9 protein-coding genes are annotated in these 13,521 nt (G+C 42.7%); all 9 read right to left on the bottom strand.

What is annotated here, in order from left to right:
* Window positions 1-9 precede the first annotated feature (9 nt).
* The 9 genes from BLW60_RS11675 to BLW60_RS11635 all read right to left on the bottom strand — a co-directional run bounded on the left by BLW60_RS11675 (window position 10) and on the right by BLW60_RS11635 (window position 13,150).
* Complete coding sequence (locus tag BLW60_RS11675; RefSeq protein WP_074717526.1) at window positions 10-1,107, bottom strand: ABC transporter permease; 1,098 nt, start codon at window positions 1,105-1,107, stop codon at window positions 10-12.
* Window positions 1,104-2,618, bottom strand: a complete 1,515-nt coding sequence (locus BLW60_RS11670; protein WP_074717524.1) for a sugar ABC transporter ATP-binding protein — start codon at window positions 2,616-2,618, stop codon at window positions 1,104-1,106. Before BLW60_RS11670 ends, BLW60_RS11675 begins: the two co-directional genes overlap by 4 nt.
* A gap of 140 nt (window positions 2,619-2,758) precedes the next feature.
* The gene (locus tag BLW60_RS11665) at window positions 2,759-3,856 is read right to left on the bottom strand and encodes an ABC transporter substrate-binding protein (RefSeq protein WP_074717522.1); all 1,098 of its coding nucleotides are present in this window, start codon (window positions 3,854-3,856) and stop codon (window positions 2,759-2,761) included.
* A gap of 147 nt (window positions 3,857-4,003) precedes the next feature.
* On the bottom strand, window positions 4,004-4,696 hold the full coding sequence (locus tag BLW60_RS11660; RefSeq protein WP_074717520.1) for a helix-turn-helix domain-containing protein: 693 nt from the start codon (window positions 4,694-4,696) through the stop codon (window positions 4,004-4,006).
* A gap of 50 nt (window positions 4,697-4,746) precedes the next feature.
* Window positions 4,747-5,832 carry a GntR family transcriptional regulator gene (locus tag BLW60_RS11655; RefSeq protein ID WP_074717518.1) on the bottom strand — a complete coding sequence of 362 codons (1,086 nt, stop codon included), beginning with the start codon at window positions 5,830-5,832 and terminating at the stop codon, window positions 4,747-4,749.
* 302 nt (window positions 5,833-6,134) lie between these two features.
* A complete protein-coding gene (locus tag BLW60_RS11650; protein ID WP_074717516.1) occupies window positions 6,135-8,894 on the bottom strand; it encodes an ABC transporter permease in 2,760 nt (919 codons plus the stop codon).
* 13 nt (window positions 8,895-8,907) lie between these two features.
* The gene (locus tag BLW60_RS11645; RefSeq protein ID WP_074717514.1) at window positions 8,908-9,624 is read right to left on the bottom strand and encodes an ABC transporter ATP-binding protein; all 717 of its coding nucleotides are present in this window, start codon (window positions 9,622-9,624) and stop codon (window positions 8,908-8,910) included.
* Between the two features lie 266 nt (window positions 9,625-9,890).
* Entirely contained in the window at window positions 9,891-12,434 is a 2,544-nt protein-coding gene (locus BLW60_RS11640; protein ID WP_074717512.1) for a YfhO family protein, read from the bottom strand.
* Window positions 12,431-13,150 (bottom strand): PIG-L family deacetylase, encoded by a 720-nt coding sequence (locus BLW60_RS11635; RefSeq protein WP_081348228.1) that lies wholly within the window; start codon window positions 13,148-13,150, stop codon window positions 12,431-12,433. The genes BLW60_RS11640 and BLW60_RS11635 overlap by 4 nt, the downstream gene beginning before the upstream one ends.
* Between the last annotated feature and the right edge of the window lie 371 nt (window positions 13,151-13,521).

The raw sequence follows: 13,521 nt of genomic DNA, 5'->3' as shown, positions 1-13,521 counted from the left end.
CCTGTGTTTTCAGCTCTTGCTCTCTGCATTCACAGGTGAACGCAGACTCTTGCAGAAAGCTGCTATCTTTTCACGTACTATCGGTGCGCTCAGTATAACAAGAAGTATTACTACTACTGCCTTGTATGCAGGAAGAGCGTCTGACTGTACATTGAACTTATAAAGCGTTGTTGTGAGGAACTGTATAACATATGCTCCGAGTATAGAAGCGGATATGCTGAATTTTCCGCCGCTGAGCGAGTTGCCGCCCAGTGCGACTGCAAGGATAGCATCCATTTCAATATCCTTTGCAACTACTGAATAGTTGATCGTTGAAACACGGCTTACCTTGATAAATGCTGCAACTGCTACACAGAGACCAAGTATAACATAGGTTATGAACTTGATGAATGCAGGATTGAGACCGTTCAGACGAGATGTCTTTTCATTGATACCTACAGCCTGTGCGTACAGTCCCAGAGTAGTGAATTTCAGAACAAGCCATATAACAATAAAGCAGGCTATTGCAATAAATACCGGTGTGGGTATCGGTATTCCCGGAATATATCCCCCGAAATAGGCAAATGTCTTATCATTAACTACAGGAAGCTTGTTATGGTTTATCCATGCTGCTATGGAACGTCCTGCCGTAAAAAGTATAAGTGTTGCGACCATTGGCTGTATCTTGAATATTGATACAAGTGCTCCGTTGAAAGCACCGAAAGCCATTGCAACAAGACAGCTTATAAGAAATGCAACTATTATAGGAGCCTGAAGCGTAGCAGCGTCTGCATTAGGTCCGCAGAGGATCCTGAGAACAACGCTTCCGCTTATTGCCATAGCTGCTCCCACACTGATATCCTGTCCGCGTGATGCTGCTGTTACCAGTGTCATACCTATTGCAAGTATGGCAAGCTCCGAACCGTAGTCGATTATGGAAATGATATTTCCCGAAAGCACAGGATCTCCCGCACTGTTATGTCCAAGGGTTATATTGAAGAATGAGGGATCCATTATAAGATTGAATATTGCAAGTAAGAGCAGGGCAGCTATAGGTATAAATATCTGCTTTTTTACGATACTTGCCAAGAAAGAGCTTTTTTCAGCACTTTTCGGTGTTGCTGTCATTCCTGCTCACCTCCTGCGATAGTATTCATTATTGTAGTCTGTGTAAGCTCATCGCCTGTAAGCTCGCCTACAAGCTTACGGTCGCGCATTACAAGCAGTCTTGAACAGGTACGGAGCATTTCATCTGTCTCAGATGAGATAAATGTTATGCTCATACCCTCAGAAGCAAGTTTCAGTACAAGCTTCTGTATATCTATCTTTGTGCCGACATCGATGCCGCGAGTCGGTTCATCAAGGATAAGATATTCGGGGTGTGTCAGCAGCCAGCGTCCAAGTATTACCTTCTGCTGATTTCCGCCTGAAAGAGACTTTATAGGCGTATTCACCGATGCTGTCTTTATATCGAGGAGCTTGATATACTCATCGGCAAATTTAGTTGCCTCAGCCTTTGTAAACGGCTTGAAGAAGCCTTTCTTTACCTGCAATGCAAGTATGATATTGTCACGGACGGAAAGGTCGCCTACTATTCCGTCACGCTTACGGTCCTCGGGAAGATAAGCAATGCCGTTCTTCATAGCGTCTATAGGCTTGTTTATCTTTACTTCCCTGCCGTTTACCTTTACTTTTCCCCCTGTTACCTTATCCGCTCCGAAGATAGCTCTTACACACTCGCTTCGTCCTGAGCCGAGAAGTCCCGTAAAGCCGTTGACTTCGCCCTTGCGGATATTGAAATTGAATGGTTTTATGCCTTCCGAACTGCATAAACCCTCAGCTTCATAAACGTAACCTTTGCCCTTCTCTTCAAAAACAGGTATATCGTTTTTGATGTCTGCCATATCATCGAGCTCTTTGCCGAGCATCTTTGATACGAGCTGTACACGGGGAAGATTTTCTATCTCATATTCACCTACCAGCTGTCCGTCACGAAGAACAGTTATCCTGTCGCACACTTCGTATACCTGATCGAGGAAGTGTGTTACGAATATTATACCTACTCCGCGCTCTTTAAGCTGTCTCATAAGCACGAACAGCTTTGCAACTTCCGATTCATCAAGAGATGAAGTAGGTTCGTCGAGAATAAGCACACTGCATTCCATATCAACTGCTCTTGCTATTGCGACCATCTGCTGAACAGCTATGGAACAGCTTGCCAGCTGCTGTGTAGGCTTGACTGCTATACCAAGCGAGTCAAGAAGCTTTCCTGCATGACGGTTCATATTTCTCCAGTTAACAAGTCCGCGCTTTCCTCTGCCAAGAAAGATATTCTCTGCCACTGAGAGGTTGGGACAAAGAGATATCTCCTGATATACCGTACTTATGCCCATATTCTGAGCATCCTGCGGAGAATGTATCTGGACAGCTCCGTCCTGTCCTTTTATATAAATATCCCCGCTGTCCTTTATATGCACACCTGTGAGCACCTTTATAAGAGTTGATTTGCCTGCGCCGTTCTCGCCCATAAGTGCATGGATCTCGCCCTCACGAAGCGTAAAATCTACGTTTCTGAGTGCCTTGACTCCCGGAAAGGATTTATATATACCGCGCATTTCCAGCAATGATCTTTCCTGCATTGCTTTTCCTCCTAAGTGAGTTTCAGCCTTTTCCGCACCTATTATACGGAAAAAATCTGTAAAATTAGTGCGGTGACTAAATACCCGAACGCGCCACCGCACTTATTTTATTATATAATTAATGTCCTGTAAAATTATTATCAGATACCGTAGTTATCTACATCTTCGGCTGTGATAGTCTTTGCATCAAAGCCCTTTTCGTCCATGATAATGGTTTTCTGAGAGAGAGTTTCACCATTTTCAAGCTTGTCGATAACTTCCTTGATATATGTTGACTGGAAAGGATTGCACTGTCCGTCATAGTTCCATGTGCCTTTTTTGAGTTCTTCAAGTGCCCACTTGTTGCAGTCAAAGCCTATAATGACTACGTCCTTGTCAACACCGTGTGAGATATTTGCTCTGTCAAGAGCAGCAACTGCGCCCTTAGCCATATCATCATTCTCAGCGTAAATTACGTTGAACTTCTTGCCTGAGTCGATAACAGACTGAACTATCTGCTGCGCCTTTTCAGCATTCCATTCAGCTGTCTGCTGTGTAAGTATGTTCCAGCCCTTTGCTTCAGCAGTTTCAGTGAGAGCACCCGAACGTCCCTTCTGAGCTGCCGAACCGATCACGCCCTGGAGATGAATGATGTCATATGATGCAAGGTCCTGTGATTCAAGCCATTCAACTGCCTGCTGTCCTTCCTTTGCCATATCGGAAACGATAGAAGCTTCGTAAAGGCTCTCATCTGCGTCAATTGTACGGTCAAAGAGGATAACTCTTGTGCCTGCATCTTTTGCGTCCTTGAGGACTGAATCCCAGCCTGCGGTATCAGCAGCCGAGAGAAGCAGGTAATCAACTTCGTCCTGTATGAACTTCTGCGCATAGTTGATCTGCTCTTCGTTCTTCAGACTGTAAGCAAACGATGCATCAAAGCCGTTTTCCTTTGTGAAAGTTGCTTTCAGGTCATTAACGTTAGCTGTACGGTAGCCTGACTCATTAGGATCGTTATTGATAATGCCTATCTTGATAAGATCACCCGATGAGCTTCCGCCGCCGTTGTCGTCAGAACCTTTATCAGCAGTAGTTTCTTCCGCATCTGTTGCTGCATCTGTTTTCTTTTCAGCCTCTGTTGTACTGTCAGAATTAGATGAACTGCCTGAGTTTGATGATTCGTTTGTGCTTCCGCAGCCTGTCAGCATTGCACCGCAGAGAAGCGTACTTACTGCCATTGCCAAGACTTTTTTCATTTTCATAATTAAAATTCCTCCATCCGAATTTATTATGTCATTAACGTCCTCGCCGTTAACTTGTATTTACATTATAGCCAATTTGTACATACATCGCAACCGAAAATGTTACACAAAATGTTTATTATTTTTGGAATATCATTACCAGTATATTTACGGACAAATATTGGCACTGTTCTGAAATTGTCTTGGAGTCTGACCTGTGTATTTCTTGAATATCTGGCTGAAATATCGATAATCCTTGAATCCGACGTCATAGGCTACCTCATATACCATTTTGGAAGTGCAGCATAACAACTCCCGTGCATGAGCTATTCTTGACAGTGCAAGATATTCAAACAAATTCTGACCGTACACCTTTTTGAACTGTGTACTGAGATAGGACGGACTGAGCCCAACCGCGTCTGCAACAACTATAAGCGAAAGCTCATCGTTCATGTAGTTTTTATCGATGTAATCCTTAGCCTTCGCAACGATACTGCTGCTGCTTCCTTTTGCCGATTCTATGCGCCATTTTATACACTCACGTATAAGAGTATGCAGGAATTTCATCGTATCCTCAACCGTCATAAGCTCATTGCCTATCTCATCGGCAGTACCGAAAGTGCTGTAGAATTTTTCGCTGCTAACGCCTATTTTCTGAGAAAACAAATAGGCTGTAACGTATATCTCCATACAGACGTACAATCTGAGCATCAGCGACTCTATGTATGCAAATTCCACATCTTCAAGCAGCGTATCCAGCATATCATCGCAGTTTTCAAGGCTTCCGCTCTGCAGCAGTTCCTCTGCTTTTTTGATGTCTATACGTTTGACATCATTGACCTTCTCCATATTTTTTTTCATAATAATACCCCACAAATTCTTTTATACTTCCAGACTCAAACACTTTACACTCAAATACTCTTTACCGATTCACGCACCCTTAACTCAGGTGGAAAAATAATGTCGCCGCTGTCCGAAGGATAGGTATTTATCAGGTCTATGAGCTTCTCGGCTGCTGCCTCTCCCAGCTTGCGCTGCGGGTGAACAACAGTTGTAAGCGGTACATCGCATATGGAAGCGAACTTCGAGTCGTCTATACCTATTACAGACAGATCGTCAGGAACGCTTATGTTATGCTCCTTGCAGAATTTAAGGAGCTTTATGGCTATGTTATCATTGTAGCAGACAAAAGCCGTAGATTCGCTGATAAGCTCAAGAAGTCTGGTACAGCCCGAAGTAAATACCGAATTCTTATCCGATGTTGCGAACCACATTACGTTGTCCTCAGCGTTTCTTATACCGTGGACAATACAACTTTTTGTAAAGCCGCTGTAACGCTTATGTCCCTGTATATCGTCAAGTGCGAATATTCCTGCGATCTTTTTGTGTCCGCAGTCGAACACCCTGTCTGTAGCTATCCTGCCTGCCGCTTCATCATCAAGGGATACGCAGGGACAATCAGACCACGGATATTTTGCATTAAAGAACACAACGGGGATATTCTTGATCTTCAGTTCTTCGTAAAGATCCATATTAGGATTTGGAAGAGCACTTTTTGACGGTTCTACAATAAGTCCCTGAACTCCGCCCGATATCATGCTCTGCAAAGCCTGTCGCTCTTCAGCTCCCCTGTTATGTGTTATGGCAAGCTGCATCGAATAGCCCGAATCATTGAGCACACTTTCGATACCCGTCACAATATTCGGGAAAATGTAATCATTGAAATAAGTTGATATAACGCCGATATTCCTTATCTGTCCGGCAGCAGGCTCACTCTTTGTATAGCCCGATGAAACAAAAGCTCCGCTGCCTCTTACGCGGCAGATAATGTTTTCTTTTTCAAGGCAGCTCAGTGCCTGTCTGACTGTCTGACGGCTGACACCATGTATCTCACACAGTTCCTTTTCTGTCAGAAAGCGGTCTTTCGGCTTTAGTTCTCTTGTACTTATATATTTTTTAGTCCATTCGACTATCGCCAAATATTTATAATCTTCCATATGTACCTCCCAAACCCACATCACACCGGATTTTTCTTCATAATAACACATTATTCATATTTTGTAAATACAACTTATAACAACTTTGCAAAATTTGTATGTACACACAAAAGATGTTTCTTCTCTTTGTGCAACACGCCAATAGTATTTCATGTTTCAACAATACAATTTCTCCTCATTCGCCAAAGTTGTATTGTTTTTTGAACATACAGCCATTCATATCAAACATTTTTCATAGCTTATCATGTCACATAAAAAGGCTCATGTACTAATTGTACATGAGCCTTTCAATAATATTTGTCTTATTCTGCATTTTTCAGTGCAAGCACTTTAGGTATTTTGCGTATACGTATAAAGTCAAGAACTGTAATGATGAGATATGCTGCAAATACAAGGAGAAATTCCTTTACAAATCCTGAAACGGGAAGTATAAATGCAAACCAGCCGCTCATCTGCATCATAATAAGCTTCCAGAAGAGATCCATAAGCTTATAGCCTATGTAAATTGCAAGAAATTCCGAGAAGAATACAACCAACGCCGTTGGGATAAGGTACAGCGATGCTATTTCGCCGTTTTCGTAGCCAAGTATCTTCGTCATTGAGATAGAGCGTTCGTTTTTCTCGATTATTACTTTCGTGAGCAGATAAAGAATTATAGCCGCCACTATAAAGCAAACATACTGGAAATACTTCATATATGCGCCCATTGATTTATCCAGCTGGTCAGCAACCTTTATCATATCCTGAGAAGTTATTTCCTTTGCGATATACTCCTTGCTGATATCGGTGATCATACTGTTGGAAATATATCCGCTGAAATCGTCTGCTTCCTTGTCGAATACTCTGTTGAACTGTTCGTTCTCCATAAATACGGCAACACCTGCGGAATAGTCGTAGATGTCATGGACCTTCCATTTGTAGTCTTTATGCTCATATTTCTCCGAAAGTGTAATGGTGTCGCCTGCACTTACACCGTATTTCTCGGCATAAGCCTTTGATATATACACCTCGTTATCATCGCACTTGTTCAGCTTTACGTATCTGCTGCCGTTTACGATACCCAAAACCGAGACTTCCTCATTATAGTCATCAGATCTTCTCTCCAGTGAAGCTATCGAAAAACGTTCCGCTCCGCTGTTGGCAGTTGTTATGATATTGCCGTCCTCGTCCTCTGTACTGCTGAGTATCAGCTGATCCTCGGCAAACATCATATCACCCATGGAGTCCTGATAATACGACAGAGTCTCAGGCATTCCCACTGCCATTGAGATAAGCAGCATAACAAATGTGATACCTACAAAAAGCATTATGTAGTTTGGTATGTTCTGTAAGAACACACGTATCCTGAAACGCTTGAAAAACTTCCATTTCGGCAGTCTTATCGCCTTTTTTCTCTTTTTGCGCTTCAGATCATGGCGTAAAAATCTCAGCGGAGAAAGTTTCAGCATCTTTGTTATCACAATGACGTTTATCACAAGCATGAGCACTGTAGGTACAATAGTTGTACGTATAAACGCTTCGGGAGTCCACATTGTTTCAAAGCTTGGCAGACTGTAGCTGCTGTAGTACATATCTGCGACTATATTCTTGAACATGGTATAGCCGAGAATATTTCCTATAACGGCAGCCATGATAACTATAAGCAGCGGAGCACTCATATAATAACGCAGAAGCTCTCCGCGAGTATAGCCCGATGCTCTGAGAGTACCTATTACGGACGACTCCTGTTCAAGAGTAGTGCTGATATTTACTGCAAAAATAAATGCCAGAACTGCTGTAAGGATATAGAGAAGCACCTCTCCCATAGCCTTGTCCTTGCCGATATCGTTCCTTGCAAAGCTCATAGCCTGATTTGCATATGCAGGAACATAGTCCTTAATTTCCATATTCTCGGTATCGGATACAGCCGTTTGCGTGATGAGAGCTTTCAGGAAATTCTCAGACATTTCCTTTTCCTCATACTCGTCAGCAGGCTTTTTATTGTAGGTGAACGCATAGTTTGCAGTAGTATTCGCGTGAATACGCTCAAAGCCTTCCTTCGTGGTCATACCGATATCAAATGTAAGTGCATCGAACATTGTATCGGTGTTGTTTTCATATAATGCACTGTAATCCACAAATGCAGCAAGTCCGACTACCTCAAAATCTGTATCTCCAACCGAAAGAGTATCTCCGACTTTTATTTTTACATTGTCGGCGTGCATACGGTCAATTATTATCTCATTTTCATTCGCAGGAGCACGTCCTTTGAGGATATCATAAAGGTCAATGTCACCGCGCTCACCGTAAACACGGATAGTTCCTGAATATTCGCTGTCTGAGGGGATATTCTCGTCAGCGTCCTTGTAGAAAAGCTCATAGACCGTAACAGGTACGTGAGTTGTTTCCTCGTTGAGTCCGTAGCGTTCTGCAAGCTCGCTGTACTTTTCGTCGATCTCCTTGTCTATCTCCTTTTTTGCTTCGTCCATTGCATCGGACAAAGCTTTTGAGTAGTCCTCGGAGTCCTTGGCAGTCTTTATTGCATCATCATAAGCCTTGTCATAGTTCTCGGCTATGGCAGTCTCATAAGCAGAGCTTATCATGCTTTCACGCTCTGCCTCGGGAATTTCCGCACCCATAACTTTTGCAGCTTCTATCTGCTCATCAGCTGCGGCAGTTACCTGTGCTTTTATAGCTTCTCTGACCTGTTCTGCAACCGTTTCTTCCATTGCTTCATTAACGGCTTTTTCAACTTCGTCAGCAGCTTCATCGTAAGCACGTTCACGATATACAGCAGCAACGTCAGCGCGCTCACCTGTTTCGATAGCTTTTACCGTAGCTTCATCTGCTTTTTTTGAAAGTGCGAAATGACCGTCCTCACGCTTCATATCCTCAATACTGTTATCAAGTTTGTTGAGCATACTGTTGTTTGCAACATACATTCCCGACACAAAGCCGATAGTCACGATAAGCATTAGACATATCATCAGATAGCGTTTCCAGTCGCGGAGCATATCCTTCCAGACACGCTTGCGAAGGGGATCTTTCGGACGCTTTCCGAAAGAGATCTTTTTCTTCTCCATGTCCGAGCCCCCCTTACCAATCTATCTCAGCAGCGGTGAGCTTTTCACTGTTGATATTATCGTGTCTTATCTTTCCGTCGCGTAGCTTTATAACATGGTCAGCCATTTGTTTTATGGCTTCGTTGTGAGTGACCATGATAACGGTATTTCCGTACTTCTGATTAACTTCCTCGATGAGCTGCAATATCTCCTTTGAGGTCTTGTAGTCAAGAGCTCCCGTAGGCTCATCGCAAAGGAGTATATCGGGATTTTTCACGATAGCCCGTCCTATGGACACTCTCTGCTGCTGACCGCCTGAAAGCTGGTTCGGAAGCTTGTGGCGATGCTCGTAAAGTCCGAGTATTTTAAGCAATTCGTCGATATCCAGCGGCTTATCCGACAGGTAAGCACCTGTTTCAATATTTTCCTTTACATTGAGATTAGGGATAAGATTGTACATCTGGAACACATAGCCAAGATGCTTGCGTCTGTAGCGTGTAAGACTTTTCTCGTTCATTTCCTCCAGCTTATCGCCGTTTATGGATATGTCACCCTCGTCTGCACTGTCTATGCCGCCCAGTATATTGAGCAGAGTTGACTTGCCTGAGCCCGAAGGTCCAAGAAGTACGCAAAACTCACCCTTACCTACCGTAAAGTCCAGTCCCTTCAGGACTTCCTGTTTGGTTTCGCCGCTGCCGAAGCTCTTTTTCAGTCCGCTGACCGAAAGAAATTTTTTGTCCTTTTCACTCATAGTGTTTTCCCCCTGTATCATTGATGTCAGCCATTCATTTCAGCAATCAGTTCAGATGAACATATGAATGTCTATTCATATGTTAGCATATATTTACTGATCTGTCAAGGGCTTTTTTAGTATTTCGTCAGTTTGGATATTAACAATTATTTTAGTTTGCAGCAATGTGTTAGTATATACAAATATTTATTTTTTAACAATTATTGATATATGAAAATTCCCCGCAGCTGCGGGGAATTTGTAGACTTTTAAGTTCATTGATTTTGTCATGTTTTATGGCTGATATCAGCTTTTTTCCTGCCGCCTGCAATGTCCAGACCTAAGCATACTAAAAGCATGATAATGCCAAATACGGAAACTGCTTTTCCTACTGCAAGAAGAGGAGCTTTGAAGCGTATCTCTACCTTATGTGAGGAGCTTTTTACAGGGAAGCCGAGAAACGCAGTATTCACCCTGACAGGCTCTACTTCTTTCCCGTCTACTGAAACGCTGAAGCCCTCGTTCATGACCAGACTCGTTGCAGCGATGCCGTCATAGTCGGCAGAAAAACTTCCCGATATAACATCACCGTGAGTTGCGGACATATCTGCCTTGAAAGGTATAAGTCCCGAGGAAGCTGCCGTCAGCTTATCCGTATCAATGGCATAAGCTTCGATATCGGAAATACGCACATCTCCTCCTGTGATAATGATATCGAGCTCATTGCTCATATCAGATATGACATACTCAAAAAAGTTATTGCCGTTTTTGTATTTCCATTCAGGATTGCAAAGGGTATTTTTTATGCCGTTTATATTGATCCTTACATCGCCTTTGTTCTCCCAGCTCATCTTACCCTTTTCAACGGGATCAGCAACATGAAAGCGCAGCATGATTATCCTGCCGCAGGCTTTCTCGGGCAGCTTATAGCTGAATTCAGCTATACCGTCATTAGTATCAATGATCTTTTCGCCGTTTCGCTCTTTCAAGACTGCACTGTCGAAAATATCGCTCATATCAACAGCTTCAAGCTCAGTGTCGAGCTCCACATCAGGCATATCCTGCGGCACTATAGTATAATTCATAAGTGCGATCATCTTATCGGGATATTTCAGTGTATCATACTGTCTTTCACTCATTACATCTCTGCGGATATATGCCATAGGAAAGGCACTTTTATTCTCATAAAGGTAGTATTCACCGTCATTCTTTATAAGCTCCAAGCCGTAATTTGAAACAGGCTGATTTGTTATGTAGTAGCGATCGCCCATGAATGAATTGAAGAATATATTCTTTGAACGTACAGTCAGTGCAGAATTTCGGTATTCATTCTCATTATACATCTCGTTGAAGTAGAAACTGTTGTAATAGGGCGAATGGAGCGAGGAATATATCGTATCGCTGTAATGCCGCTTAGAATAAACTTTATTTACTGTGTAAAGCCTTCTTGTATCAACTGCAGTGCGGTAGATATCATCGTCCGGCATTTCAGAGAACATTTTATATACTTCCTTTGAATTTGCTGTATCATATCCTTCCTTTGAAGCAAGCTGGTCGTAGTTGTTGGCAAACAGGCATACTACCATAGGTACAGCAAATGTCAGCACAACAAATACGCTTTTATGAGTTCGGATATAGATATACAAAGCAACTGCAACTACAGCTGCGTCTGCAAGGTATGCGCCAAGCATAGGGCTCATTCCGCTTATGAAAAAGGATAGTACCGAAAACAGCACGAAAAATACCAGAAACTTTTTGCTTTTGAACTCAGGAAGCCCGTTCAGCATATCAGCTGTCAGTGTAAGAGCCATAGGCAGGAACGGAAACAGCACCTTCGGATCGGTATAGAGCGTACCGTTGAGCAGATACAGCGTTACGGGAAATATAGGGAATGAAAGTATCAGTATCGCAGCAAAACGCTGGTGCTTTTTTCCCTTGAAAAGATAATACAATCCTGCAAGCACACCGAAGCCTGACAGTCCCATTGCCGAATTGTAATATGTCAGCTTGTCAAATCTCAATGTCGGGAGAAGTTCCTTTAGTGATACTGCATTTGCCGAAGCATCTCTGTTCTGAACAAGAAGATATGCAGTCGGGAGAGTCAACACTGCCGATGCGAGCAGTCCTGCTGCTATACAAAGCGAATAGGGTATGAGCTTTTTAAAGCTGATACTGCCGTTTTTCTCAAGTATGAGCCATACACCGTATGCGATAACAGCAGCTGCTTCCGCAGGTATAAAATAATAATTGCACATTGCCGTCAGAAACATTCCGAACGCAAGCATTGCTTTCTTTCCGCTGTGGAAGAACCTTTCAGCTCCATGCAGTGTCATGAGCATGAACGGCATATATGACGTGAACACTATCTGTCTGTGAGTATTGAGTATCAGCGGCACTGACAGTACGAAAAATGTAGTCGTGAGCAGGCTTATTGACGGAGTATAGCGTCTGCGCAGAAGCAGGTACAGTTCACACTCGGAAACAAGTGCAGCTATAAGCGAAGCCAGCATTATATATATTCCCATAGGTACAAAGGGAAGCAGATACGAAGGAAGTATTACAGGCGAAAGAAATCCGTAATACGAAAGCGAGAATATACTCTCTCCTCCGCCGATATTAGGTGCATACGAAGGTATGAGCTGCCCCGTATCGTAAAAAAGTGTACGGAAATATTCGGGGATAGCATAATGCTGCGATGCCCAGTCGGTCTGCGAACCATAGACCATGTCAGGCGACAGGAAGGCAGGTATTATCAGCATAGTCATAAGCATGAAGGATACAACAGCTATAATATCGCTGCGTAAATTCAGCTTGTCTGTAGTATTTTTCATTTGCTGTACTCCTTCCAGTTCTCAAAAGGAAACATATGTGAGAGCTTTTCCATTGTGCGCTTCTGAGAGGAGTAGATGTCGCAAAGCTCCAGCTTTTTCTGCATCACTTCATCAGGTATAACAGAAACGCCTGCCTTTTCGATATCGGAGGCTTTGTAGTAATCTCCGAAGAAATACAGCTTATCTGCACCCTGTGTCTCATTAAAAGCCTGAACTGTAAGAGCATTGGTCATCTTATGGTGGATATGACCATACTCCCCCTTTGGATTATGCGTAACTATGAAGTCCCAGTGCTTTGCGGACATGATGCGGCTGATATCGGACTCTATCCCATTTTTCGCGTCAGACCAGTCATCACGCATGAAAAATATCTTGTCGGGATAGCTGAGTATCAGAGGAGTATTTCCCGACTGCTCAACAGCTCTGCGAAACTCGTCAGTACGTTCAGTATTATAGCCATTGGTTATACATACCACAAGGTAGCCGCCGTCAAGCAAATGAACTCCGCCCCATATCGTCTCGTCATCAGGGTGAGCAACTATCATAAGCTTTGAAGCATTGCTGATATCAATATCATCAAGCTGCTCCTGACTTAATGGTGCAGGGATACTCCTTTCTCTTTTTATTCTTATTGCACCGCTGATACCAGAAAATATGCAGAAACATAAGATCAGAAATATCAGACATTTTATTTTTGCTTTGTTTTTTTCTTTCATTTTATTATTCCCATTGATCGTTTTATTGTTGTTCCATTAACAGCAGCAGGCACCAAAACAGTCAAATAGCCCGAATGTTCGGGCTCATGCTTCTGTATCATAATTTTTATAGCAAAAGACGTTATCTTAAATTTACTATTTGTCTCTCACATTGCATCAAATTAAAATGCGCAGACGAGATAATTGAAATTAAGCTGAAACCTGTACTGTTATGCTGCATATGATATCTCATCACAGGAGATATCATATATTTTACTTTTTGTCACTACCATTATAACCCATAACAAGCAAAAAATCAACTTTTTATATCAAATGCCTTCATATAGCTTGAATATACACCTTTTTCACGCCATTCCCATATCATTTTTTCA

Origin of the sequence: Ruminococcus flavefaciens, assembly GCF_900108555.1 — a bacterium.
Taxonomy (GTDB): domain Bacteria; phylum Bacillota; class Clostridia; order Oscillospirales; family Ruminococcaceae; genus Ruminococcus; species Ruminococcus flavefaciens_P.
This window is presented reverse-complemented; position numbering and strand designations above follow the sequence as displayed.